General features: G+C 60.5%; 21 protein-coding genes and 1 pseudogene. 10 read left to right on the plus strand and 12 right to left on the minus strand.

Annotated elements, in window-relative coordinates; all coding sequences use genetic code 11:
- The first annotated feature begins 43 nt into the window (after nt 1–43).
- Nucleotides 44–1,444: a dihydrolipoyl dehydrogenase gene (gene lpdA / locus AC3IUA_RS30350; RefSeq protein WP_489358453.1), complete on the plus strand. Its 1,401-nt coding sequence runs from the start codon at nt 44–46 to the stop codon at nt 1,442–1,444.
- 106 nt (nt 1,445–1,550) lie between these two features.
- Here lpdA and AC3IUA_RS30355 read toward each other — a convergent pair whose 3' ends face one another.
- Complete coding sequence (locus AC3IUA_RS30355; protein WP_489362533.1) at nt 1,551–2,024, minus strand: Lrp/AsnC family transcriptional regulator; 474 nt, start codon at nt 2,022–2,024, stop codon at nt 1,551–1,553.
- A 144-nt stretch (nt 2,025–2,168) separates the two neighbouring features.
- On the opposite strand from AC3IUA_RS30355, the gene AC3IUA_RS30360 reads away from it, so the two are divergent.
- Nucleotides 2,169–2,798 carry a LysE family translocator gene (locus AC3IUA_RS30360; RefSeq protein WP_489358454.1) on the plus strand — a complete coding sequence of 210 codons (630 nt, stop codon included), beginning with the start codon at nt 2,169–2,171 and terminating at the stop codon, nt 2,796–2,798.
- Between the two features lie 54 nt (nt 2,799–2,852).
- Here AC3IUA_RS30360 and AC3IUA_RS30365 read toward each other — a convergent pair whose 3' ends face one another.
- The 5 genes from AC3IUA_RS30365 to AC3IUA_RS30385 are packed head-to-tail and all read right to left on the minus strand — an operon-like array spanning nt 2,853 to nt 8,620.
- Nucleotides 2,853–3,689 carry a class I SAM-dependent methyltransferase gene (locus AC3IUA_RS30365; protein ID WP_489358455.1) on the minus strand — a complete coding sequence of 279 codons (837 nt, stop codon included), beginning with the start codon at nt 3,687–3,689 and terminating at the stop codon, nt 2,853–2,855.
- Nucleotides 3,683–4,837, minus strand: coding sequence for an acyltransferase family protein (locus AC3IUA_RS30370; protein ID WP_489358456.1), 1,155 nt, complete (start codon nt 4,835–4,837; stop codon nt 3,683–3,685). The genes AC3IUA_RS30365 and AC3IUA_RS30370 overlap by 7 nt, the downstream gene beginning before the upstream one ends.
- Before the next feature lie 2 nt (nt 4,838–4,839).
- Nucleotides 4,840–5,736: a class I SAM-dependent methyltransferase gene (locus AC3IUA_RS30375; protein WP_489358457.1), complete on the minus strand. Its 897-nt coding sequence runs from the start codon at nt 5,734–5,736 to the stop codon at nt 4,840–4,842.
- Nucleotides 5,733–7,037 carry a glycosyltransferase gene (locus AC3IUA_RS30380; RefSeq protein WP_489358458.1) on the minus strand — a complete coding sequence of 435 codons (1,305 nt, stop codon included), beginning with the start codon at nt 7,035–7,037 and terminating at the stop codon, nt 5,733–5,735. The genes AC3IUA_RS30375 and AC3IUA_RS30380 overlap by 4 nt, the downstream gene beginning before the upstream one ends.
- Nucleotides 7,031–8,620 (minus strand): glycosyltransferase, encoded by a 1,590-nt coding sequence (locus AC3IUA_RS30385; RefSeq protein WP_489358459.1) that lies wholly within the window; start codon nt 8,618–8,620, stop codon nt 7,031–7,033. The genes AC3IUA_RS30380 and AC3IUA_RS30385 overlap by 7 nt, the downstream gene beginning before the upstream one ends.
- A gap of 425 nt (nt 8,621–9,045) precedes the next feature.
- Here AC3IUA_RS30385 and AC3IUA_RS30390 point away from each other — a divergent pair, with 425 nt between their 5' ends.
- The 8 genes from AC3IUA_RS30390 to AC3IUA_RS30425 are packed head-to-tail and all read left to right on the plus strand — an operon-like array spanning nt 9,046 to nt 18,055.
- Nucleotides 9,046–9,960: a GDP-mannose 4,6-dehydratase gene (locus AC3IUA_RS30390; protein ID WP_489358460.1), complete on the plus strand. Its 915-nt coding sequence runs from the start codon at nt 9,046–9,048 to the stop codon at nt 9,958–9,960.
- Entirely contained in the window at nt 9,957–10,928 is a 972-nt protein-coding gene (gmd, locus tag AC3IUA_RS30395) for a GDP-mannose 4,6-dehydratase (protein ID WP_489358461.1), read from the plus strand. The genes AC3IUA_RS30390 and gmd overlap by 4 nt, the downstream gene beginning before the upstream one ends.
- A 3-nt stretch (nt 10,929–10,931) precedes the next feature.
- On the plus strand, nt 10,932–12,374 hold the full coding sequence (locus tag AC3IUA_RS30400; RefSeq protein WP_489358462.1) for a mannose-1-phosphate guanylyltransferase/mannose-6-phosphate isomerase: 1,443 nt from the start codon (nt 10,932–10,934) through the stop codon (nt 12,372–12,374).
- Nucleotides 12,375–13,172 carry an ABC transporter permease gene (locus AC3IUA_RS30405; RefSeq protein WP_489358463.1) on the plus strand — a complete coding sequence of 266 codons (798 nt, stop codon included), beginning with the start codon at nt 12,375–12,377 and terminating at the stop codon, nt 13,170–13,172. It begins immediately after the preceding gene.
- Complete coding sequence (locus AC3IUA_RS30410; RefSeq protein ID WP_489358464.1) at nt 13,172–14,437, plus strand: ABC transporter ATP-binding protein; 1,266 nt, start codon at nt 13,172–13,174, stop codon at nt 14,435–14,437. Before AC3IUA_RS30405 ends, AC3IUA_RS30410 begins: the two co-directional genes overlap by 1 nt.
- The gene (locus AC3IUA_RS30415) at nt 14,434–15,810 is read left to right on the plus strand and encodes a glycosyltransferase family 4 protein (protein ID WP_489358466.1); all 1,377 of its coding nucleotides are present in this window, start codon (nt 14,434–14,436) and stop codon (nt 15,808–15,810) included. Before AC3IUA_RS30410 ends, AC3IUA_RS30415 begins: the two co-directional genes overlap by 4 nt.
- Nucleotides 15,794–16,924 (plus strand): glycosyltransferase family 4 protein, encoded by a 1,131-nt coding sequence (locus AC3IUA_RS30420; protein ID WP_489358467.1) that lies wholly within the window; start codon nt 15,794–15,796, stop codon nt 16,922–16,924. The genes AC3IUA_RS30415 and AC3IUA_RS30420 overlap by 17 nt, the downstream gene beginning before the upstream one ends.
- Complete coding sequence (locus AC3IUA_RS30425; protein ID WP_489358469.1) at nt 16,925–18,055, plus strand: glycosyltransferase family 4 protein; 1,131 nt, start codon at nt 16,925–16,927, stop codon at nt 18,053–18,055.
- 41 nt (nt 18,056–18,096) lie between these two features.
- On the opposite strand, the pseudogene AC3IUA_RS30430 reads toward AC3IUA_RS30425, so the two are convergent.
- The 6 genes and pseudogenes from AC3IUA_RS30430 to glmU all read right to left on the minus strand — a co-directional run.
- Nucleotides 18,097–19,020 (minus strand): annotated as a pseudogene (locus AC3IUA_RS30430) (FAD-binding oxidoreductase); the annotation flags it as partial.
- A 59-nt stretch (nt 19,021–19,079) separates the two neighbouring features.
- Nucleotides 19,080–19,709 (minus strand): glutathione S-transferase family protein, encoded by a 630-nt coding sequence (locus tag AC3IUA_RS30435; RefSeq protein ID WP_489358470.1) that lies wholly within the window; start codon nt 19,707–19,709, stop codon nt 19,080–19,082.
- Nucleotides 19,710–19,839: 130 nt separating this feature from the next.
- Nucleotides 19,840–20,742, minus strand: coding sequence for a LysR family transcriptional regulator (locus tag AC3IUA_RS30440; RefSeq protein ID WP_489358471.1), 903 nt, complete (start codon nt 20,740–20,742; stop codon nt 19,840–19,842).
- Between the two features lie 268 nt (nt 20,743–21,010).
- Entirely contained in the window at nt 21,011–22,843 is a 1,833-nt protein-coding gene (gene glmS / locus AC3IUA_RS30445; RefSeq protein WP_489358472.1) for a glutamine--fructose-6-phosphate transaminase (isomerizing), read from the minus strand.
- A 1-nt stretch (nt 22,844) separates the two neighbouring features.
- Complete coding sequence (locus AC3IUA_RS30450; RefSeq protein ID WP_489358473.1) at nt 22,845–23,621, minus strand: DeoR family transcriptional regulator; 777 nt, start codon at nt 23,619–23,621, stop codon at nt 22,845–22,847.
- Between the two features lie 123 nt (nt 23,622–23,744).
- A complete protein-coding gene (glmU, locus tag AC3IUA_RS30455; RefSeq protein WP_489358474.1) occupies nt 23,745–25,112 on the minus strand; it encodes a bifunctional UDP-N-acetylglucosamine diphosphorylase/glucosamine-1-phosphate N-acetyltransferase GlmU in 1,368 nt (455 codons plus the stop codon).
- Nucleotides 25,113–25,182 lie beyond the last annotated feature (70 nt).

Consider the following 25,182-nt stretch of genomic DNA (forward strand, 5'->3'; position numbering starts at 1 on the left):
GTCTACCTTTAGACGTTCCCTTCCCCCCAGCAGGAGAGCAGCCATGAGCACCTACGACGTCGTGATTCTGGGCGGTGGCCCCGGCGGTTACAACGCCGCCATCCGCGCGGGCCAGCTGGGTTTGAAGGCGGCGTGCGTCGAAGGCCGGGCGACCCTTGGCGGGACGTGTCTGAATGTCGGCTGCATGCCCTCCAAAGCATTGCTGCACGCCTCGGAACTCTATGACGCGGCCATGGGTGCCGAATTCGCCAACCTTGGCATCGAGGTCAAACCGACCCTCAACCTCGCGCAGATGATGAAACAGAAAGACCAAAGCGTCGCCGGGCTGACCAAGGGCATCGAGTTTCTGTTTCGCAAAAACCAGGTCGACTGGATCATCGGCTGGGGCCATATCGATGGCCCGAGCAAAGTCACGGTGACCGACAGCCAGGGTGGAAAAACCGAAATTCACGGTAAGCACATCATCATCGCCACCGGCTCCGAACCTACCCCATTGCCGGGCGTGGAGATCGACAACCAGCGCATTCTCGACTCCACCGGCGCGCTGGCGCTCAGTGAAGTGCCCAAGCATTTGGTGGTCATCGGCGCGGGGGTGATTGGTCTTGAGCTGGGCTCTGTATGGCGGCGCCTGGGCAGCCAAGTGACGGTGGTCGAATACCTGGATCGCATTTGCCCGGGGGTGGATGGCGAGGCCGGCAAAACCTTGCAACGCTCATTGGGCAAACAGGGCATTACCTTCAAGTTGAGTTCCAAAGTCACCAGCGCTATCACCTCGGCCAACGGCGTTCAGCTGAGCGTCGAACCGGCGGCGGGTGGTGCTGCCGAGCTGCTGGAAGCGGACTACGTGCTGGTCGCCATCGGGCGCCGACCTTACACCCAGGGCCTGGGCCTGGAAAACGTCGGCCTGGCGACGGACCCGCGCGGCATGCTGCCGAACAAGGGCTTGCGCACCGAAGCCGAGGGCATTTGGGTGATCGGCGATGTGACTTCCGGGCCGATGCTCGCCCACAAGGCCGAAGACGAAGCCATGGCCTGCATCGAGCAGATCGTCGGCAAGGCCAGTGAAGTCAATTACGAGCTGATCCCCAACGTGATCTACACCAAACCCGAGTTGGCCAGCGTCGGCAAGACCGAAGAGCAGCTCAAGGCCGAAGGCCGGGCTTATAAAGTCGGCAAATTCCCCTTCACCGCCAACAGCCGGGCGAAGATCAATCACGAGACCGAAGGCTTCGCCAAAGTGCTGGCGGACGAGCGCACGGATGAAGTGCTGGGGGTTCACCTGGTGGGGCCGAGTGTCAGTGAAATGATTGGCGAATATTGCGTGGCCATGGAGTTTTCCGCCTCGGCCGAGGACATCGCCCTGACCTGCCACCCGCACCCGACCCGCTCCGAAGCGCTGCGCCAGGCGGCGATGAATGTGGAGGGGATGGCGACGCAGATGTAGCGTGGCGCTGCCGATCAACCGTGGCGACCGCGTTCATCCGCAATAGCGTCGGTGTACACAAATCCCCCCTGTAGGAGCTGCCGCAGGCTGCGATCTTTAGCATTCTTCAATCCGGCAAATGCCCCAGCGGCAACGGCCCCGGGGTTTTTACGGTGTGGATCGCGAAGTTGCTGCGGATGTCGCTGACTCCCGGCAACTTGAGCAGGTTGCCGGTGAGGAAGCGCTCATAAGCCCGTAGATCCGGCACGACCACTTGCAGCAAAAAGTCCGATTCCCCCGATACCAGAAACGCTGAAATCACCTCGGGCAACGCGGTCACGGCCTGGCGAAAGGCTTCGGCTTCGGCGTCGTTGTGCCGTTCGACCTTGACCCCGACAAACACCGTCAACCCCAGGCCCACTTCGTCACGGTCAAGGTTGGCCTGATAGCCGCGAATCACTCCGGCCTCTTCCAGTAATCGAACCCGGCGCAAACAGGGCGAGGCTGATAAACCGATCTCGTCGGCCAGTTGCACGTTGCTCAGGCGCCCGTCCCGTTGCAGGGCGGCAAGGATTCGGCGGTCGTAGGCATCCAGTTTCATGCTTGGCAGTTCCAGACTGTTTTTATTCATGGATTGGCAGATTGTGCCAAGTCTAGCTGCTTTAGTGGCTGACTACGCAAGCACCTGCCCTGCCCTTCGGGCATAGACTTTGATCACCGAATCGATGACGAATGGGGTGGCAAGGTGGCAGAACTCTGGATGTTTTTTTTGGCCCTGGCGGTGGTGTATCTGCTGCCGGGTCCGGACATGATCCTGCTGCTGCAAACCGGCGCGCGTCAGGGCAAGGCCGCGGCGCTGGCCACGGCTGTGGGGCTGGCCATCGCTCGCGGTTGTCATGTGGCGCTGGCGGCGTTGGGCCTGGCGACCCTGTTCAAGGCCGCACCCTGGACCTTCGAAGTGGTGCGCCTGGCCGGTGCGGCGTACCTGCTGTGGCTGGGTATTCAGTGCCTGCGCTCCAACATGTTGCCAAGCCTGAACCCGGCCGAAGCACCGACAAAGACCTTGTTGTGGCGTGAAGCCATTCAGCGCGGGTTGCTGACCAACCTGCTCAACCCCAAGGCGTTGCTGTTTTGCTCGGTGTTGCTGCCGCAATTCATCGACCCGCACGCCGGCCCGGTGGCGACGCAATTTATCGAGCTGGGCGTGGTGCTGGTGATCGTCGGGTTATTGTTCGACAGCTGTTACGCCCTGGTCGGGGCCGGGCTCGGACGCTGGCTTGAGCGCAGCCCCTCGGCGCAGCGGGTGCAGCAATGGTTGTTCGGCAGCCTGTTGATCGGCTTCGCCCTAAGGCTGACGTTCGTGCAGCAGGCGTAGCGTCTGTAGCCCAGCAAAAAGGGCCATCAAGGCCCTTGTTGCACAGCCCGAAACCTACTCGGCCGCAGGTTTGCGGGCAATGATCACCTGACTTTTCGCCACGACCGCGTCCAGCGCCTGTTTGATCACTGCGCCGCGCGGCGACTCAAGCACCGCCCGCCAGGTCTCGGCCCAGTGGTTGAGCAGTGGATGATCGGGGTTAGCGAAATCGACCTTGGCCTCCCAGAACAGCAGCATCCACAGCGACCAGTAGAAGCCATATTGGTCGTGGCTGAGCACTTCCAGGCCGGCGTCGCTGACCATCTGTTTGAACTGTTCTTCGCTGATCACCCGGATGTGATTGGGCTTCTGAAAGTATTCGGGTGCGGCGATGTCTTTTTGCAGGGTCTCCGAACTCGGATGCGGGACGCTCAACAGGTACAAGGCGCCCGGTTTGCCGACACGCACCAGTTCCGAGAGAAACTGCGCCGGGTCGTCGACGTGTTCAATCACTTCGGTAGAAACCACCCGTGTCGCGGTGGCATCCGCCAGGGGCAGCGGGTTGCAGTCACTGACTACACACTGCACTTCCCGGGCCGGAGTATCGCCAAGCCGCTGTCGCGTGGCCTCGACTTTGGCCGCATCGATATCGGCGATGATGATTTTCGCCCCGCGCATGCCGCAAAAATGCACATTGCCGCCATCACCGCAGCCGACATCCAGGACGATATCGTCCGCACGAATCTCGAAGCCCTTGAACAACTCGTTGGTCTGCTGGTTGAACCAGCCGCTGAGTACCGCGTCCTGCAGGCCCAACATGTAAGGATCGACCTTGGCCGGCGCTGGCGCCTGAGGCTCTGGTTGCACGGGGGCGGGAGTACCCGAGGTGAGTTTCTTCAACAGGCTCAGCATGAGGTAGCTCCAGAGGATGGGACGGTGGTTCGGCTGGCGTTCAAGCGCTCGAGCAGTTTTGTACCCCGGTTGCGCATGGGCGTTTCGATGAAGCGATAGTTGAGTTCGCTCAACAGCACGATCAGGGTCGCGGCGATAATCAGGGTCGCAATTGGGTGACCGGCCGGGCTCGGCAGCCCCATCGACTGCAGGCGGAAGCAGAGTTCGCGGACCAGCAAGTAGGCCGGGATGTGGATCAGATAAATCCCGTAGGAGCGGCTGCCGACCCAGGTCAGCAGGTTTTTCAACGGGCCGCGCGGGAACAGGTAGTCGCGGTTGTAGGACGCGACCCAGACCAGTACCGCGCAGAGCACGGCCATGGCGCCAATGCGGTAGTGGGTCAAGTTGAAGGTTTCGGTGCCCAACACGCTCAGGATCAAGCCGATGCCAAAGAGCAACGGCACGCCGAGCCACGAATGCCGCAGCTGCCTGGGCTCCCAGCGAGCATGGCTGGGGCGCCCACTCCAGATTGCCAGCAAAATACCGAGGGCCAGGGCATCGGTCCTGATCACCATCAGCCAAGGCGTGCGCAGGGTGAAGAGTTGCAGTGCGACCAGCACCAGCAATGCCCAGACCAGCCGTTTTCGAAAGACCAGGATGAACAGCGGCAGCAGTATATAAAACTGCTCTTCCAGCGACAGGCTCCAGTAAACAAAACTGGCCCCGTATTCGTAGCGAAAGAAACTGTCGGCAAAGCGCAAGTTGGCAAACTGCAGGAAGCCCGCCAGGGTCGCCTGAAGGTTGGCCTGCAGGGTACCGAAGGCCCCGGACTGATTGAGAAACAGACTGGCCAGCAGAATCAGCAGCAACCACAACCAGGCTGACGGCAGCAGACGGAATGCCCGGCGAATCCAGAAGTTGCGGGTCTGCTGCCAGAACTCCTCGCGGGAGGTGCAGCCTTGCAAGGCCGGGAGCAGACTACGGGCAATGACGAATCCGGAAATGGCAAAAAACAGATCGACTCCCCACCAGAGCTGAAAACGCGCCGTGATCGCCTGCAGCAACGGAACGGGCCCGGCAAACAAACTATCCTGCAGGTGATGGAACAGCACGCTGAGCACGGCAATCGCGCGCAACATCTCGATGTCCATGATCCGTTTGTCGTTCATCATCAGCGTCCTGCTGCTGACGCTGTGTGCAGCGTGCCCGGCTTGCGGGCAATGATCACCTGGCTCTTGGGCATGAACTGATCCAGCAGCTGCTTGATCTCCAGGCCATTGGGTTGCGCCAGCAGCTCCTGCCAGGTTCTCGCCCAACCCTCCATCAATGGCGGATAAGGAGCGTGAATCCGATCACGCACGGCACCGCCGGGATCGCGTCCGGCAGCCCGTTCACTGGCCCAGAAAAAGATCATGCCCATGACCCAGAAGAAGCCGCTGGCCTGCCGATGCTCGATGACCAGGCCGGCGTCTTCAACCAGCGCGGCAAAGCGCTCCCGGGAAAATATCTGAATGTGATTGGGCGACTGGTAATAGCCCGGCGGCGCGATGCCTTTCTGTAACTCCTCGCCCACGGCATCTGGAACGCTGAGCAGATACTGCGCACCGGGACTGCCCATTCTCACCAGCTCGGCCATGAACTGCTCGGGTTGGTCGACATGCTCCAGCACTTCCATGCAGACAATCTTGTTCGCACAGCCATCGGCCAAAGGCAGCGGCAAGCTATTACTGACCAGGCCCAAGGAAGGCACTTGAGTCTGAGCGCCAACTTGCCGCGCAAGGTCGCGAACCTTGTCGAATTCGCTGTCGGTAAAAATCACCGACGCGCCCTGGCGCATCGCAAACAGCGTGGCGACACCCTCGCCGCAACCGACATCGAGCAACGTATCGTCGGCACCGATGGCAAAGCCTTTGAGCAGTTCACCGCTGTCGTTGAGAAACCAGCCATCGAGCACCGCGTCGTGAAAACCGATATCACGCGGCGACACTGGGACTACGGGCTCAGCCACCGGCGCCAGCAGTGGTTCGGCCGGTACGCCACGCAGACGCCTCATCAAAGAGCCGATCATGCGGGCGGGATTCCCACGGCGAGCGCCTTGCGGCTATCGAGCAGCTGCGCGAAAAAGCTTTTCAAGTGCTGTTCGGCGCTGGCCTGGCTGCAGAATTTTTCCAGACTGTGCACCGCATGCGCGGACATTCGCGCATAGCGCTCGAGATCGCCTTTGGCCACCTCATAGCTGGCCCGGTAAGCCGAGCACAACGAGTCCCAGTCAGTTTTGTAACGCAGCGTGCGGTAGGCGGCACGGGGATCGTGGGGCCAGGCGGTGAGTTCATCCGTCGAGTCGACGATGAAGGTGTTGTCGCTGTCCACGTAGTCGGCCATCGCCGTGTTGCAGGGGGCGACGGCGGGCTTGCCACAGGACATGAACTCCATCAGCGGCAGGCACTGGCCCTCGCCGTACGAGCTGTTGACCACATAGCGGGTGGCTTCCACCAGTCGCTCATAGTCCGGGTCGGCCAGGTAACCGTGGATCAACACGATACGGCAGCGATAGGACTGGTTTTTGTAGAGGTGGTGCAGCATGTCGCTCAGCGCGTCTTCAATGTCATGGTGGGTCAGCTTCAACACCAGGGTTGCATCGGCGGTATCGCGGAAGGTCGTGCAGAAGGCACTGAGCATGTCCTTCCAGTTCTTGCGACCGTCATACGGATTGAACACGGAGGTGTAGACCACGCCATCGAGCAGCAACTCGCAATCCTGCGCCGGCGCATCGAAGTCGATTCGTTGGCCTTCGCGCAAGGCTGGTGGCCCGTAGGGGCGCAGGTCCAGCTCACGGCTATCGACCAGCAAACCGCGCAAATTGAGTTTCACCTGCTCGGCTTGAGGCTGTCTGGCAAGCTGCCGGCCACGCGTGGCGAACCGATCCCAGACCGGCGCCGCAATGGCGCAGATCGGGTAATCCCGGCCCATGACATCGCGCACCGCGTTCACCGTGAAACTGGAGTGGGTAATCGCCGCCCCCAACGCGCCCAGTACCAGGCGCCAGTCATGCCGGGGTTCGCCTTGCCAGCTTTCGGTGGGGATGGTGCTGAACTCCCACGCGAACACCGGAATGGTCGGGCAGGCATAGTGGATCGGGGTGCGGTGCGGCGGTGAAAAGGACAGGAACACGCATTCCTCACCGCGACTCAGACAGTCGAAATACAAGCGGTCGACCAGTTCGTCGGGGTTGCTGACTTCGATGACCTGCCCCAGCCGTTCGAGCACCGGGCGGTACTCCTTGAGCACGAAATAGTAGCTGTACTCCGGCCGGCCGAGGTTCTGTTGGATGGTGCTCTTGTTGGTTTCCGAATGGATGATGATCAGCATGATGCGTTGTCCGCCACAGCCATGGCCGGCGCACTCGCGACCTCAATCGTCGGGGCCAGCCCGAAAAAATCCGCCAGGCGCTGTTGCACGGGGGCGAAGGCGCAGTAGTCACGCATACGTTCAGTCGCCGCCTCGGACATTGCCTGGAAGGCCTCAGGTTGTTCCTTGGCCATCCGGTAACTGGCCTGGTAGGCATCTTTCAGCGAACCCCAGTCGGGCCTGTGCCGTAACGTGCGAAACAGGATTCGCGCGTCTTGCGGCCAGACTGCCGGCTCCTGGCTGGATTTGACGACAAAGGCCACGCTCTCGTCGATGTAGTCTTCCATGGCGGTATGCGCCGGCACGAGTGCCGGTTTGCCACAGGCCATGAACTCCATCAACGGCAGGCAGAGCCCTTCGCAGCGGGACGCATTGACGTAGAAACTGGCGGCACCGTAGAGACGGGCATATTGCTCATCGTCCAGATAACCATGCATGACGACGACGCGACAGGCAAAGGGTGATAACTGCGAGAGCAAGGTGAGCATCTCGACGTAGTACAAGGACAAATCGCTCTGGGTCATCTTCAACACCAGCGTGGCGTCTTCTACGTCACGCATGGCCCAGCAGAAGGCAGTGATCAACTGGTGCCAGTTCTTGCGACCATCATTGGGGTTGAACACACTGGCGTAGACCACCCCGTCGACTTGGGTTTCGACCCGTTCGGTGGTGTCCGGGAACACGGCTTGCGGATGCTCGTCCGAAGGCTGTGGTTCGGGCTGAAGCTCAGGTACCAGCTCGGGGACCGGCACCACCACTGGCGCCGGCGGCACACGCGCCGGCCGCAGGCTGGCGACCATCGCCCGAACCCGCTCGGGTACCAGGTCGCGAAGCGCTTCGCGGTACCACTGAACCAGGTAGTGCTTGCTGATGAACAGACGTCGCCGCCAGGTCAAGGGTGGGGCCTCGATGGCTTCCTCGCATACAGGCGGTTCCTCCTCGGCCACTACCTCTTTCACCACTTCTGCAATCACCGGCGCAATCAAACCGTCAGCGGAAAGCCCGAGCCTGCGGCTGTCGATGATGCAACCTTTGATTTGCAGGGTCGTTCCAGGATTGATCGCCGCACTGGGATATTGACTACGGATACCGGCGAAGTTTTCCCACAGAGGCGTTGGTAGCACCAGCACCGGGAAGTCTTCCCCCAGCGCCTTGCGCACGGCACGGGCGGTATGGCTGGAGAGCGTGATAACCCGGCCATGACGAGCGAGTGTGCGGCTCCAGTCCTGATTCGGATCGTCATCCCACTGTTCATCCGGGATCGAGTCGAATTCCCAGGCCACTACGCAGAGGGTCGGGCAGACCAGGTCGGTCGGGGTCTTGTGGGGCGGCGAGAACGAGAGAAACAGGCACTCCTGACCGTTATCCAGGAGTTGCTGGTAGAGCGGGTCGACTTCGGCAGTCGACTGCACCACGTGAACCCGCCCAAGGCTTTCGAGTACCGGACGGTAGGCCTTGAGTACGAAGTAGTAACTGTATTCTGGACGTCCGAGGCTTTGGCTGATCGAGCTGTCGTTGACGTCCGAGTAAAGAATGAAATTCATGGCATCCCACGATGAAGCCGCCGTTGGGCAGATTCACTCTATGACGGTAGAGCCATTGACGAAGTCCTGCATTCACAGGCCTCGTCGATTGTCCTCATGCCCGTCTACGTTCTTGTTTTATTGGTCAGCTTTGCGTGGCCAGACTGCAGCCTTGCTGATCGCTGGGCGGTCGCGACGAGGGCCATTCTAAACACATCCGTTGGGGATTCGTGAACAGCCCGATGAGAAAAACCTGGCTACGAAAACGAGAACTGACCAGTCACGGATGGACTTATTGAAATTGCCGGTCAATTGGCACAGATTGTCCCCAAACAACTACAACAAAAAATTTCGCGCCACGGAAAACCTGAAAAAATCACTCAGGATTTTCCGAATTCTCAGCACACCCTGAGGGTGCCGAAGTTTACTGATTGAGGGGCTGCTGCTTGAAGAAGCGACTGTTCGTGACGGGTCTGACTGGATTCGTCGGGCATCACATTCAATCCCGTTTGACGTCTGCCGATTCGGTTTGGGAGTTCCTGCCTGTCGCTTCTCGCTACGACCTTTCCCAGCCACAAAGCCTGGAAGGCTTGTGGCCCGAACTGCCCGACGCGGTGATTCATCTGGCAGGCCAGACCTTCGTCCCCGAAGCGTTCCGTGATCCGGCCAGGACCCTGCAGGTCAATCTGCTCGGCACCCTGAATCTGCTGCAGGCGCTCAAGGCCCGCGGCTTCACCGGCACCTTCCTGTACATCAGCTCCGGCGATGTGTACGGCCAGGTGAGCGAGAGCGCCCTGCCCATCGATGAAAACCAGCCGCCCTGCCCCCGCAATCCGTATGCCGTGAGCAAACTCTCGGCGGAATTGCTGTGCCAGCAATGGGGCATGACCGAAGGCTGGCCAGTCATGGTCGCCCGCCCGTTCAACCACATCGGCACCGGGCAGAAAGACAGCTTTGTGATTGCCAGCGCGGCACGCCAGATCGCCAGGATCAAACAGGGTTTGCAAGCACCGCGACTGGAAGTCGGCGACATCGACGTGACCCGCGACTTTCTCGATGTGAGCGATGTGGTGTCGGCCTACCTGGCCATGCTCCATAGCGGCATACCCGGCCAGATCTATAACGTCTGCTCGGGCAAGGAGCAGAGTATCCGCGGCTTGATCGAACAGCTGGCGGACATCGCGCAAGTCGACATGCAACTGATCCAGGACCCGGCGCGCCTTCGCCGCGCCGAACAACGTCGAGTCTGTGGCAGCCATGCCAGGCTGCAGCACGCCACAGGCTGGACGCCAGAAGTAACTACACAACAATCCCTGCGGGCGATCCTGTCCGACTGGGAGACACGGGTACGACAAGAATGACAAAAAGCGCACTGATCACAGGGATCACCGGGCAAGACGGCGCCTATCTGGCCAAGCTGCTGCTCGACAAGGGTTATCAGGTTCACGGCTTGGTGGCGCGTCGCAGCAGCGATTCGCGCTGGCGCTTGCGTGAGATGGGCATCGAGGGCGAGATTCGCTATCTGGATGGCGACATGGCCGACGCCTGCTCAGTGCAGCGTGCGGTGATCAAGGCCGCCCCCGATGAAGTCTACAATCTCGCCGCGCAAAGCTTTGTCGCCGCCTCCTGGGACCAGCCGGTGACCACTGGCATCGTCGACGGGCTGGGCGTGACCCACTTGCTCGAGGCGATCCGTCAGTTCAGTCCGCACACGCGGTTCTACCAGGCTTCCACCAGCGAGATGTTCGGCCTGATCCAGGCCGAGCAACAGGACGAGAACACCCCGTTCTATCCTCGCAGCCCCTACGGTGTCGCCAAGCTCTATGGTCACTGGATCACGGTGAACTACCGCGAGAGTTTCAAGCTGCACGCCTCCAGCGGAATTCTGTTCAACCACGAATCACCGCTGCGCGGGATCGAGTTCGTGACGCGCAAGGTCACCGATGCCGCGGCTCGGATCAAGCAGGGCAAGCAGCAGGAACTGCGCCTGGGCAACATCGACAGCAAGCGCGACTGGGGTTTTGCCGGCGACTATGTCGAAGCCATGTGGCTGATGCTGCAGCAGGAAAAGGCCGATGACTATGTGGTGGCGACCGGTGTCACCACCACTGTCCGTGAGATGTGTCACATCGCGTTTGATCACGTCGGCCTGGATTACCGGGACTTCGTGAAAATCGATCAGGCGTTCTTTCGCCCGGCCGAAGTCGATGTGCTGCTCGGCAATCCGGCCAAAGCGCAACGGGTGCTGGGCTGGAAACCCAAGACCGGCCTGGAAAGCCTGATCCGCATGATGATGGATGCGGACATGAAACGCGTCGCCAAGGAGTAAGGCATGCTTATTCCCGTGATTCTCTCCGGCGGTGCCGGAACCCGACTGTGGCCGGTTTCACGCGAAGGTCATCCCAAGCCGTTCATGGCCTTGCCCGATGGCCAGAGCCTGCTGGGCAAGACTTACCGACGGGCTGCGGGGTTGCTGGCCGGGGGCGGCGATATCGTCACCGTGACCAACCGTGACTACTACTTCCAGAGCAAGGATCACTACCAGCAAGCGAACCTGAAACGCCATCGCGGGCATTTCATCCTGGAACCGTCGGGACGCAACACGGCGCCGGCGATCGCTGCCGCCGCGCTGTCCCTGCAAGCCTTGCATGGCGACGAAGCGATTCTGGTGGTGATGCCGGCCGACCATCTGATCCGCAACGAAGAAGCGTTGCGACGCAGTGTCGAACACGCCGTACACCTGGCGAAGGCCGGACACCTGGTGACCTTCGGCATTACCCCGACCGCACCGGAAACCGGATTCGGTTACATCGAGACCGGCGCCAGCCTTGATGAACAAGGCGCCGCCAGGGTCCGGCGGTTTGTCGAAAAACCCGATGCCAATACCGCCCGCCACTACCTCGAGTGCGGGAACTTCCTGTGGAACTCGGGCATGTTCTGCTTCTCTGCCGCCACGCTGCTGGCCGAGTTGCAGGTCCACGCGCCCGAGCTGTTGGCGCTGGGCAAGGCCTGCCTGGCGGCGAGCGACCCGGTCGAGACGGGCGGCTGCCTCCAGCAGGAATTGTCCGCAGCACATTTTGCCGACATGCCGGATATTTCCATCGACTATGCCTTGATGGAACTGTCCGAAAAGGTCGTGGTAATACCGGCAGGTTTCGACTGGAGCGATATCGGTTCCTGGGGTGCGGTCAGTGCCCTGGTCGAGCCTGACGCCCAGAACAACCGGGCCAGCGGCGACGCGCTGTTCATCGACAGCCACAACAATTTCGTACAGAGCGAAGGACGCCTGGTGGCCACGGTCGGCGTCGACAACCTGATCATCATCGATACCGCCGATGCCGTGCTGGTGGCGCATGCCGACCGTGCGCAGGATGTGCGCCAGGTGGCCAGGCAGCTCAAGGACCGGCAACACGAAGCCTATCGGCTGCACCGTACGGTCAGTCGCCCCTGGGGTTCCTACACCGTGCTGGAAGAAGGGCCGCGCTTCAAGATCAAGCGCATCGTGGTCAAGCCCGGTGCCGCCCTTTCCCTGCAAATGCACCACCATCGCAACGAGCACTGGGTAGTGGTCGAAGGCATGGCGAAGGTCACCAATAACGGTGACGGCGCGCACTTTGTCGCCAAAAACGAATCCACATTCATTGCCGCCGGCCACAAGCATCGCCTGGAAAACCCGGGGGTGATCGATCTGGTGATCATTGAAGTCCAGAGCGGCGAGTACCTGGGAGAGGACGATATCGTTCGCTTCGAAGATAGATACGGAAGGACGGTCTGAATGCTGCTTAACCTGTATCGCTCGCTGTGGGGTTACCGGGGTTTCATCCTCGGCAGCGTCAAGCGAGAGTTCCAATCGCGATATCGCAACTCGCTGTTCGGTGCCCTCTGGACCGTGCTCAATCCATTGTCGATGATCGTCGTCTACACGGTGATCTTTTCCCAGGTCATGCGCGCCCGGTTGCCCGGCGTGGAAGACAGCCTGGCCTACAGCGTATACCTCTGCGCAGGCCTGCTGACCTGGGGGCTGTTCGCCGAGATCACCCTGCGCAGCCAGAGCATGTTTCTTGAAAATGCCAACCTGCTGAAGAAGATCAGCTTTCCGCGCATCTGCCTGCCAGTGATCGTGCTGCTCAATGCCGCGATCAACTTCGCGATCATCCTCGGGTTGTTTCTGGGCTTCCTGCTGATCAGCGGACGGCTGCCCGGCATGGCGTTGCTGGCGCTGGTGCCGCTGCTGATATTGCAGGTTATTTTCTCGGCCGGCCTGGGGATGATTCTCGGGGTATTGAACGTATTTTTCCGCGATGTCGGGCAGTTCTTTGGCATCGTCCTGCAGTTCTGGTTCTGGCTGACGCCTATCGTCTATCCGATGGCGATCCTTCCCGAGTCGATTCAAGGTCTGCTCGGCTTCAATCCGCTGACGGCGCTGATGCACAGTTACCAGAACCTGTTCCTTTACAACCAATGGCCGGTCTGGAGTTCGCTGACACCGATGCTGGTCATCGGCGTGCTGTTCTGTGTCATGGGGCTGCGGCTATTCCGCCAGCGCGTCGGCGAAATGGTGGATGAACTCTGATGGGACACATACGCGTCAGCGGTCTGGGCAAGGCCTACAAACAGTATCCGAACCGCTGGAGCCGGCTGTTCGAATGGCTCATCCCCTTCTCCCGGGTACGGCATCACCAGCACTGGGTCTTGCAAGGTGTCGACTTCGAAATCGCCCCCGGCGAAGCCGTCGGGATCGTCGGCGTCAACGGCGCGGGCAAGAGTACCTTGTTGAAGATGATCACCGGCACCACCCAACCCACCTGTGGGCAGATCGAGTTGCACGGGCGGGTCGCTGCGCTGCTGGAACTGGGCATGGGCTTCCATCCCGATTTCACCGGGCGCCAGAACGTCTTCATGGCCGGCCAGTTACTGGGCATGCAGGTGGAAGAAATCGAGGCGCTGATGCCGGAAATCGAAAGCTTCGCGGAGATTGGCGAGGCGATTGATCAGCCGGTGCGCACCTATTCAAGCGGCATGCAGATGCGCCTGGCCTTCAGTGTCGCCACAGCGCGCCGACCGGACATTCTGATCGTCGATGAAGCGCTGTCGGTGGGTGACGCTTACTTTCAGCACAAGAGCTTCGAACGCATCCGCAGTTTCCGCAAGGCCGGTTCTACCTTGCTGATCGTTTCCCATGATCGTTCGGCGATCCAGTCGATCTGCGATACCGCGATTCTCCTTGAGCAAGGCCGCATGGCCATGCGCGGCAAGCCCGAAGAGGTGATGGATTACTACAACGCCATGCTCGCCGAACGCGAAGGCCAGACGGTGCGTCAGGAAATGCTCGCCAACGGTCAGGTGCAGACCATCTCCGGAACCGGTGAGGCCGCCATCCTCAGTGTGCGCTTGCTCGACCAGCGCCAGCGTTCGGTGGAAGTGGCCGAGGTCGGTCAGCCCATGGTGCTGGAGGTACAGGTTGAAGTGCGCAAGAACATCGAACGGTTGGTGCTGGGTTTCATGATCAAGGATCGCCTTGGCCAGCCTATGTACGGCATCAATACCCATCGACTGGATCAGGCGTTGACGGACTTGAGCGCCGGTGAACAGGTCACCTTCCGCTTTGCCTTCCCCATGCGCCTGGGCAAGGGTAATTACTCCGTCGCCTTGAGCCTGTCGCGCCTGGACTCGCACCTGGACCGCAATTTCGAATGGCGGGACTATGGTCTGGTGTTTCATGTGATCAATAACCGTCAGGAAGACTTTGTCGGTTGCTCCTGGCTCGAAGCGCAAACCTCCATCAGCCGATCGACAGAGTCGCCTGCCGAACCCACCACCTCGCAGGCCCAGCGATGACGCGCCTGTTGGTTGAATGCACCTACGTGTTCGAACACCCGGACGCCAATTCGGGAATTCAGCGGGTGGTGCGCAATGTCATTCGGCAATTGCCCGACGCCAACGAGGCGCTGGAATGTATTCCGGTGGTCATGCTCCAGGGCAAACTCTATCAGGTGCTCAGCCTGGCACCGCTTAAACCCCCAAAGCTGGATCTGATGGGCTTGCGCGTCCGTCTGGAGCAAATGGCCAATATTTTCTGGCTGCGCCATCGGACACTCGAGCGACGCCGGCCGTTTCGCCAATCGCTGTTCGCTCGCCGAGTGTTGTATGTCGGTTGCCGTTTGGCGGCACTGGCCTGTTTGAGCATTCCGATGCGGATACTCGATCGCTGCTTGAACAAGAACGAAATCCCTACCCGTTGTGTGCCACTGCAACACCAGCCGGGTGACCAGCTGGTGCTGCTGGATTCGTCCTGGCATGCCGATTTCTTTCCGCTGGCCGAGCAACTCAAGCGCGATGGCGTGGGTATTGTCTCGGTGATCTACGACCTGATCCCGCTGACTCACCCGCAATTCTGCGATGCCGGACTGGTCAAGGTGTTCAATGACTGGTTCGACTGGATCGCCCGCACGGCGGATGGCTATGTCGCCATTTCCACCACCATCCGCGATCAGGTCCACCAGGAAATGATCCGCCGGGTGGGCGCCGAGCAGGTCCAGCAGCGCTGGTTCGACTATTTTCACCTGGGCTCCGAACTGGACCTGAGCCATGAGACGTCAGTGGTGGAGCCGGGCCTTGTGCGGTTGTTCAAGCAGCGAGCTCCGGTGTTCCTCATGGTCAGTACCATCGAGCCGCGCAAGAACCATGGCTACCTGATCGATGCCTTCGAGCAAGCCTGGGCTGCCGGCTCAAGCGCCCGACTGTGCATCGCCGGGCGCATTGGCTGGAAGTGCGAGGCCTTGATCGAACGCATTCGCAGCCATCCCGAACTGAACAAGCGCCTGTTCATGTTCAACTCGCTCACCGATAAAAGTCTCGAGCATGCGTATACCCACTCGACGGCGCTGGTGTTCCCTTCGTATGTCGAAGGTTTTGGCTTGCCGCTGGTCGAAGCCATGCAGCGTGGCCTGCCAGCGATGGGCAGCGATATTCCGGTGTTCCGCGAGATTGGCGGCGAGTTCATGGCCTATTTCGATCTGGCTGAGCCACAGAGCCTTGCCGAGCTGGTCATGCACATGGAACGCACCGGCGAGTTTCCGGCAGCACGCAATGTCCGCGAGTGGCGCTGGCTGGGTTGGCGCGAGGCCAGTGCGCAGCTGGTCGAGCGTGTCCAGCGCAACCTCAAGTGTGCGCCCGCCGGGATAGCGAGGCAGCATGCAGATTGCCCTTAACGCACGGATTCTCCAGGCGCCGCGCACCGGCATCGGCCACTACCTGGCCGAGTTGGTGACAGCCCTGGCGGCAGAGCCGGACCTGGAGCTGTCGCTGTTCCATGGTTGGGGCTGGAGTTCTGCCCTGCCAGCCGCCGCCATGCCTGGCTATTCCCGGCTGACGCCCTGGCTACGACGCGTGCCGGGGGCTTATCAGGCTCGGCGTTGGCTGGAGCAGCGGCGCTTTGACCAGGGACGGTCCCAGGCCATCGACCTCTATCATGAGCCGAGCTTGTGGCCCCTGGCATTCAAAGGCCCGACCATCATCACCCTGCACGACCTGACCCACCTGCACTATCCCTCGACCCAGCCACTGGCGCGGTTGAAAGAGATAGAGCGGCGACTTGGCCAGGGTTTGCAGCAGGCGCGATTGATCCTGACCGACTCACAATTCGTCGCCGATGAAGCCCGGCAATACTTTGGTCTTCCGGCTGAACGCTTCATTGTTGCGCCACTGGGCGTCGCCGCGCGCTTCCACCCACGTTCGCTCGATACCTTGCAGGAGGCACTCAAGCCCCATGGCGTGCAAGCGCAGGCGTATTTCCTCTGTGTTGGCACCCTGGAACCGCGCAAGAACCTCGCGCTGGCCTTGCACGCTCATGGGCAACTGCCTGAGCGGACGCGCCAGCGTTACCCGTTGCTGATTGTCGGGATGAGCGGCTGGGAACGCGGACAGTTCAGTGATGAGCTGCAAAAAGCCCTGGCCTGCGGTCATGTCCGGCTGCTGGGTTATCTGCCGGATGAGCAAGTGGCACAGCTGGTGGCTGGTGCCAGGGCGCTGGTATTCCCATCGATCTATGAGGGCTTTGGCCTTCCGGTCCTGGAGGCCATGGCCAGTGGTACTCCGGTGATTGTGACCCGACGTTCGGCGATGCCAGAGGTCGCAGGTGACGCTGGCAACTATATTGAACCTGACGATGTGGATGGCTTGCGCGAGGCGATGAGCCGCTTGATCGACGATCAAGCGCATTGGCAGGAATGCCAAGAGGCTGGATTGCTACAGGCAAGGCTTTTTTCCTGGGGGCGCTGCGCGAAGATAACCGCGAGTGCATACCGTCAGGCCATGGGAGGTTGAATGCGTGTTCTGCACTTTTACAAAACGTATCTGCCCGACTCTATGGGTGGAATCGAGCAAGTCATTTTTCAGTTGAGCGAAAGCACATCCCGCCACGGTATCGATAGCCATGTACTGACCTTGAGCACTGACCCGGCCCCCGCGCCCATTCAGATTGGCCAGCATCAGGTGCATCAGGCCAGGTTGGACCTGCAGCTGGCTTCCACCGGCTTTTCCTTTAGCGTCTTCAAACAGTTTCGTGAGTTGGCCGCCGAAGCGGACGTGGTCAACTACCACTTCCCCTGGCCTTTCATGGACGTCGTGCATTTCTGCAGCGCGATCAAGAAACCCTGCGTGGTGACTTACCACTCGGACATCATCCGCCAGCGGTCCTTGTTGAAAATGTACCGTCCGCTCATGCGTCGCTTCCTCAACAGTGCCGACCGGATTGTCGCCGCATCGCCCAACTATCTGCATACCAGCGATGTCTTGCAGGAGTACCGGGAAAAGACCCGGGTCATCACCTATGGCCTGGACAGATCCGCCTATCCAACACTGGAACCAGAGCGCCTGGCTTATTGGCGGCAACGCTTGCCGGAGCGGTTTTTCCTGTTCGTCGGGGTGATGCGCTACTACAAAGGGCTGCACATCCTGCTGGACGCGCTCAAGGGCGTGAATTATCCAGTGGTGATTGTCGGCGCAGGACCACTGGAGGCCGAGCTGCATGCCCAGGCGGCGGCCCTTGGCCTGCAAAACCTGCACTTCCTTGGCCGGCTCGGCGACGAGGACAAGGTGACGTTATTGGAGTTGAGCTACTCGGTGGTATTCCCTTCACACCTGCGCTCCGAGGCTTTCGGTATCTCATTGCTCGAAGGCGCGATGTTTGGCAAACCGATGATCTCCAGCGAGATCGGCACCGGGACCAGTTACATCAACATTCACGGCGAGACCGGCCTGGTGGTTCCTCCGAGTAATCCACAGGCTTTCCGTGAGGCGATGCGGACCTTGTGGGAAAACCCGCAACACGCGGCAGAGATGGGACGGCGCGCTGAAGCGCGCTACCGAAAACTGTTCACGGCCGATGAAATGGGCCAAAAGTGGGCGCAGTTGTATCAGGAGTTGCTGGAGGAAAAGGCGCTTTCCTATGCCTGAGTGCCGAACACAAAGAGATTCGAACGACGAAAACCCTATTCCCAGCGGCCAGTCATCCGACTGTTGGGAGAGAACGCCTCGAACCGCCAGCGCAAACCCAGCGCTGCGGGCCGGCGGACAACCTGTTCCACCTGCAGCTTCCAGAGCCGCTCGGCGCCTTGAAAGGCGTCGACCTGTGGCCCTTCAAGAATCACTTCGGTCCGCCCACTGACCTGCAGCAAATCCCCTGTAGTGAAATCGATGAACAGCAAACCGGCCCGCGGATTGAGCAGCAGGTTGCCCAAGGTATTGAAATGCAGGTTGCCGGCGAAATCGGGAATGGTCAGGCAGTTACCTTCAACCTGAACGAACCCGCTCTGCCCGCCCCGATGGGAAACATCCACCGAACGTTGGTTTTCAACATCGACGTAACTGGCGACAAAGAAGGTGTCGGCCTCCCGAATCATTGCGCTCGCCCTATCATCCAATGAGCTTGGACGCTGAACCACAGGCGCCGAGGGAGCTGCGACAGTCACCGATTCGAATTGGCGCAGCTGAATGTACTGCGGGCAATTGCCGAAAGCCTGTTCCACCACCACGGTCAAGCCATTAGCGGTCATCTCGCTGACTCGCCCATTGATCCGGTTGCGCCGCCGCGTATGCAGCTCGATCCCCAGCAAGCCGATCGCCGCACCTGCCTGCAATTGAGCCGGGTCGTCCTGGCGCGGCAGACTGTCGAGCTGCAACAGCACAGGCTCGGGAGAGTGGGCGAAACCCGGTTGTCCCTCGAGAATGCTGGCCCAAGGATTACCCTCGGCATCCACCACGCCGAACAGCATGAAGGGCAATTGCAGATAGAACTGACGATGCTGCTCAGGCAGGAAATTGCGGATGACCTTGGGGCCGATTGCTTCCATGCGCTCAGCGACACCAACGTATGCTTGCAACTGCTTCTCGCCGGCATGCCAGGGTGATTGAAGATTCATCGCGGTTCCCCCTGCGCCTACGGCGCGGTCTGAATGGGCCCGGGGCGGGTTCGCTGGTCTCAGGCGGTTTGCAGGCCGGCCACCGTGCGCGGCATCGCGACAAATCCGGGCAAGACTTCGATGCGGGCCAGCCAGGCGCGCACATTGGCATAGTCGGCCAGTGACACATTGCCTTCCGGCGCATGGGCTATGTAGGTGTAGGCGGCGATATCGGCAATGGTCGGTTCTTCGCCCGCCAGGTAGGGAGTGCTGGCCAATTCTTGATCGATCACCTTGAGCAGGCTGTGGGAGCGGGCGATCACTTCTTCAGCGTTATACGGAGCGCCAAACACGGTGATCCGTCGAGCCGCGGCCGGTCCTGAGGCAATCTGCCCCGCGGCGACCGACAACCAACGCTGGACCCTGGCAGCGCCAACCGGGTCCGCCGGCAGCCAGCGGCCTTTGCCATATTTCTGCGCCAGATACACCAGAATCGCATTGGAGTCAGCCAGCACCACGCCCTGGTCATCGATGACCGGCACCTGACCAAAAGCATTCAACGCGAGGAACTCGGGTTGTTTATGAGCGCCCTTGGCCAGGTCGACGAACACCCGTTCAATCGGCAGACCGAGCAGCGAGAGCATCAGCTCGACTCGATGGGCGTGACCGGAGCGCGGGAAGTTGTAGAGTTTGATCGCTGGCTGGGACATGCAGGACTCCGCAGGGTAATCGCGCACTCCAGGACAGAGCCGCGTCGATGGGAGCTATCTTCCACCCGCAACCAAAACAACAGAATAACCAGTAAACGCAATCCATTATTTCACCAGGCGCAATAACGTTTCAGGCTTTCAGCGCTGGATGTTGACGCAGCGCCTGCACCACGAAATCGACAAAACTGCGCACCCGGGCCGGGGCCTTGCGCCCGCCCTGATACACCACATGGATGGGCAGTGGTGGCAGCTCGAAGTCTTGCAGAACGATTTCCAGCTCGCCGGCGGCGACCTTGCTGGCGACCTGATAAGACAGAACCCGGGTCAGCCCCCACCCAAGGCAGGCCGCAGTGATCGCCGCCTGATTCGCGGTGACCACCAGCCGGGGCTCCGGGCGAACGCTCAGGGTTGTACCCGCCTGCTGAAATTGCCAGCTCCTGGCCTGCCCGATGGACGAGGGAGCGACGATCCGTGCCTGACACAGGTCATCAGGATGCAAAGGTCGGCCATGACTCGCCAGGTAACCGGGCGAGCCGCAGATCACCCGCCGCACTTCCCCTACCAGGATCGCGTGCTGATTGCTGTCCGGCAGCTCACCGATGCGCACCGCCACATCAATCCCTTCCTCGACCATGCTCACCACACGGTCGACGAGCAAGGCATTGATGCTGACCTCGGGGAACTGATCCAGGTAAGCGACCATGACTGGCGTTACGAATAACTCACCGAACAATACCGGCGCGGTGATCGTCAGTTGTCCACGCGGCTGGGCATGGCTGCCCGCCGCCGAGGCTTCAGCTTCCTGGAGTTCGGCAAGGATGCGTCGGCAGTCTTCCAGATAACGCTGACCGGCTTCGCTCAGGTGAACGCTACGGGTAGTGCGCGTCAGCAATTGCGCGCCGATGCGTTTCTCCAGTGCGGCGACCGCCCGCGTGACGCTGGCCGCCGACATGCCCAAACGCCGCGCCGCCGCAGAAAAACCCTGCTCCTGCGCCACGGCAAGGAACACCTGCATTTCCTGGAACCTGTCCATGGCGGCTCCTCTTGGGCGATAGCAAGCGCTAATGCCGTTCAGTTAAGCACCAGCTATCCCCAAAAGATCGTCCGAACGCGGCCCGAACCTTCGGCAGCTCCTACGCCGACCGAGTTTATCCGTCGCTACGCCGATCACCTGTAGGAGCTGCCGCAGGCTGCGATCTTGGCGATCCAGCCTGCGCTGAAAGCCTTGGGTAAATGTCGATTAACCATCAGTTTCTCTTGGCTGATTTCAATTCAATCGACAGTCCCAGGCTGTGGATAACTCACTCCACCGTGACGGATTTCGCCAGGTTGCGCGGCTGATCGACGTCGGTGCCTTTGAGCACGGCGACGTAGTACGACAGCAGTTGCAGCGGGATGGTGTAGAGGATCGGCGACAGGGTGTCGTGGATGTGCGGCATATTGATGACGTGAATGCCTTCGCCATTGGTCATGCCCGCCTGTTCGTCGGCAAAGACCACCAGCTCGCCGCCACGGGCACGAACTTCCTGCAGGTTGGATTTGAGTTTCTCCAACAGCTCGTTGTTCGGCGCCACGGTCACTACCGGCATGTCGGCGTCGACCAGCGCCAGCGGGCCGTGCTTCAGCTCACCGGCCGGGTAGGCTTCGGCGTGGATATAAGAGATTTCCTTGAGCTTGAGCGCACCTTCCATCGCTACCGGGAACTGCGCGCCACGGCCGAGGAAAAGCGTGTGGTTCTTCTCGGCGAACAGCTCGGCGGTTTTCTCGATGATGCTGTCCATGGCCAGGGCTTCGCCCAGGCGAGCCGGCAAACGGCGCAGTTCTGCGACCAGTTCGGCTTCCACGCCCTTGGCCAACGTACCGCGGACCTGGCCCAGGGACAGGGTCAGCAGCAACAGCCCGACCAACTGAGTGGTGAAGGCTTTGGTCGAGGCCACGCCGATTTCGCGACCGGCCTGGGTCAACAGGGTCAGATCGGACTCACGCACCAGCGAGCTGATGCCCACGTTGCAGATTGCCAGGCTGGCGAGGAAACCCAGTTCCTTGGCATTACGCAACGCAGCCAAGGTGTCGGCGGTTTCGCCGGATTGCGAGATGGTCACGAACAGCGTGTCCGGTTGCACTACTACTTTGCGGTAGCGGAACTCACTGGCGACTTCGACCTGGCACGGAATGCCGGCCAACTCTTCGAGCCAGTAACGGGCAACCATACCCGCGTGGTAGCTGGTGCCACAGGCTACGATCTGTACATTGTGGACCTTGGCGAACAACTCGGCCGCTTGTGGACCAAAGGCCTGGACCAGTACCTGGTTCTGGCTGAGGCGGCCTTCCAGGGTGCGCTGGACCACAGACGGTTGCTCGTGGATTTCCTTGAGCATGAAGTGGCGGTACTCGCCTTTTTCGGCGGCTTCGGCACCATCACGGTACTGCACGGCTTCACGTTCGACTGACTGACCGTCGACATCCCAGATCTGCACGTTGTCGCGGCGGATCTCGGCGATGTCGCCTTCTTCCAGGTACATGAAACGGTCGGTGACCTGACGCAACGCCAACTGATCGGAAGCCAGGAAGTTCTCGCCCAGACCCAGGCCGATTACCAACGGGCTGCCACTGCGGGCCGCCACCAGACGATCAGGCTGATGGGCGCTGACGACCGCCAGGCCATAGGCGCCGTGCAGTTCTTTCACGGTAGCCTTGAGCGCAACCGTCAGATCGCGCACGTCTTTGAGTTTGTGGTTGAGCAGGTGGGCGATGACTTCGGTGTCAGTGTCGGAGGTGAACACATAACCCAGTGCTTTCAACTGTGCACGCAGGGCTTCATGGTTCTCGATGATGCCGTTGTGCACCACCGCCAGATCCCCGGAGAAGTGCGGGTGGGCATTACGCTCGCACGGCGCACCGTGAGTCGCCCAGCGGGTGTGGGCGATCCCGAGGCGACCGGCCATAGGCTCACCGGCCAGAGCTTGTTCCAGTTCGCTGACCTTGCCTGGGCGGCGCATGCGCTCAAGCTTGCCGGCGTTAGTGAAAACTGCCACGCCGGCACTGTCGTAGCCGCGGTATTCAAGGCGCTTGAGGCCTTCGAGCAGGATGGCAGTGATATTCCGCTCAGCGACCGCGCCAACAATTCCACACATGCTATTTCTCCTGGTTGACTGCCGCGCATATCAAGGTGATGCCGCGGGCCTGAATATGCTCGCGTGCCTCGAGTGGCAAGCGATCATCGGTAATTAGGGTATGGACACTGCTCCAGGGCAGCTCCAGGTTGGGAATCTTGCGGCCGATCTTGTCGGCCTCGACCATCACGATCACCTCACGCGCCACTGCCGCCATCACCCGGCTGAGGCCGAGCAGTTCATTGAAGGTCGTGGTGCCCCGGATCAGATCAATGCCATCGGCTCCGATGAACAGCTGGTCGAAATCATAAGAGCGTAGTACCTGCTCGGCGACTTGCCCCTGGAAAGACTCGGAGTGCGGGTCCCAGGTGCCGCCGGTCATTAACAGCACAGGTTCGTGTTCCAATTCGCTCAGGGCATTGGCAACGTGCAGCGAGTTGGTCATCACCACCAGACCTGGCTGCTGGCCGAGCTCCGGAATCATTGCGGCGGTGGTGCTGCCGCTGTCGATAATGATCCGCGCATGTTCGCGAATCCGCGCCACGGCGGCACGGGCGATGGCCTGCTTGTATTTCGAAACGGGTTGCCCAAGATCGCTCACCAGTTCTTGCGGCATGGTGATCGCACCACCATAACGGCGCAGCAACAGACCATTGCTCTCCAGAGCAGCCAGATCCTTGCGAATCGTGACTTCCGAGGTTTCGAAACGCTTGGCCAACTCATCCACACTGACTTCGCCCTGCTCATTGAGCAAGGCGAGGATATTGTGGCGACGTTGTGGTGTATTTCGTTTCGACATGGGCTGATAAGTTTCGTTTCGAAAGATAACGAAGGCAATCAAAACCTATTAGGCGAAACTCGTCAAGTTGATAGCTGAAAAAATATCTGTGGATAAACCAAAAAGATCGCAGCTGTGGATAACTCAGCTTTTCTTGATTTTCACCGGCCGCTTCCAGCCATCGATGTTGCGCTGACGAGCACGGCCGACTGCCAATTGCTCGGCGCACACCTCGGAGGTGATGGTCGAACCCGCAGCGGTAGTCGCACCGTTGCCGATATCCACAGGCGCCACCAACGAGTTGTTGGAGCCGATGAACACGTCTTCACCCAGCACGGTCTTCCACTTGTTGGCGCCATCGTAGTTGCAGGTGATGGTACCTGCGCCAATGTTGGTGCGCGCACCGACCTCGGCGTCGCCCAGATAGGTCAGGTGACCCGCCTTCGCGCCTTCACCCAGGTGGGCATTCTTCAACTCGACAAAGTTACCCACATGGGCGCGGGCTTCCAGCACGGTCCCCGGCCGCAGACGCGCAAACGGGCCGGCATCGCTGCCTTCGCCCAGCACTGCGCCTTCGATATGGCTGTTGGCCTTGATCATCACGCCTTTGCGCAAGGTGCTGTCCTTGATCACGCAGTTCGGGCCGATGACGACGTCGTCTTCGATAACCACCCGGCCTTCGAGAATCACGTTGATGTCGATCAGCACGTCACGACCGACACTGACTTCGCCGCGAACATCAAAACGTGCCGGGTCACGCAGGGTAACGCCCAGTGCCATCAGACGACGACCTTCGCGCAGTTGGTAGTGACGCTCCAGCTCGGCGAGCTGCTTGCGGTCGTTGGCGCCCTGCACTTCCATGGCGTCATGGGGTTGTTCGGTGGCCACCACCAAACCGTCCTTGACCGCCATTTCGATCACGTCGGTCAGGTAGTACTCGCCCTGGACGTTGTTGTTCGACAAGCGGCCCAGCCAATCGGCCAACCGTGCGCCAGGCACCGCGAGAATCCCGGTGTTGCCTTCGCAGATGGCCTTCTGGGCGTCAGTGGCGTCCTTGTGTTCGACGATGGCAGCGACTTTTCCGTCCGCATCGCGAACGATCCGGCCATAACCGGTAGGGTCGGCCAGGGTTACGGTCAACAGGCCGAGTTGTTCAGGGCTCACTTTTTTCAGTAGACGCTGAAGCGTATCGACTTCAATCAGTGGCACGTCGCCGTAGAGGATCAGTACGTTTTCAGCCGTCAGAAACGGCAAGGCCTGAGCCACGGCATGGCCGGTGCCGAGTTGTTGGTCTTGCAGGACGAAGTTCAGGTCATCGGCCGCCAGGCGCTCACGCACCACTTCGGCACCGTGACCGATCACCACGTGGATGCGCTGCGGATCGAGTTGCCGGGCGCTGTGGATAACATGGCCGAGCATGGAATTGCCCGCCACCGGGTGAAGCACTTTCGGCAGTGCCGAACGCATGCGAGTGCCTTGACCGGCAGCGAGGATTACGATTTCAAGAGACATGACTGGCTACCAATCCTGGGTGGTCAGCGGCTGCGACCAAAAATTGAACGACGGAAAAAGAAAAAGGGTA

Source organism: Pseudomonas sp. KH_050 (assembly GCF_057838875.1).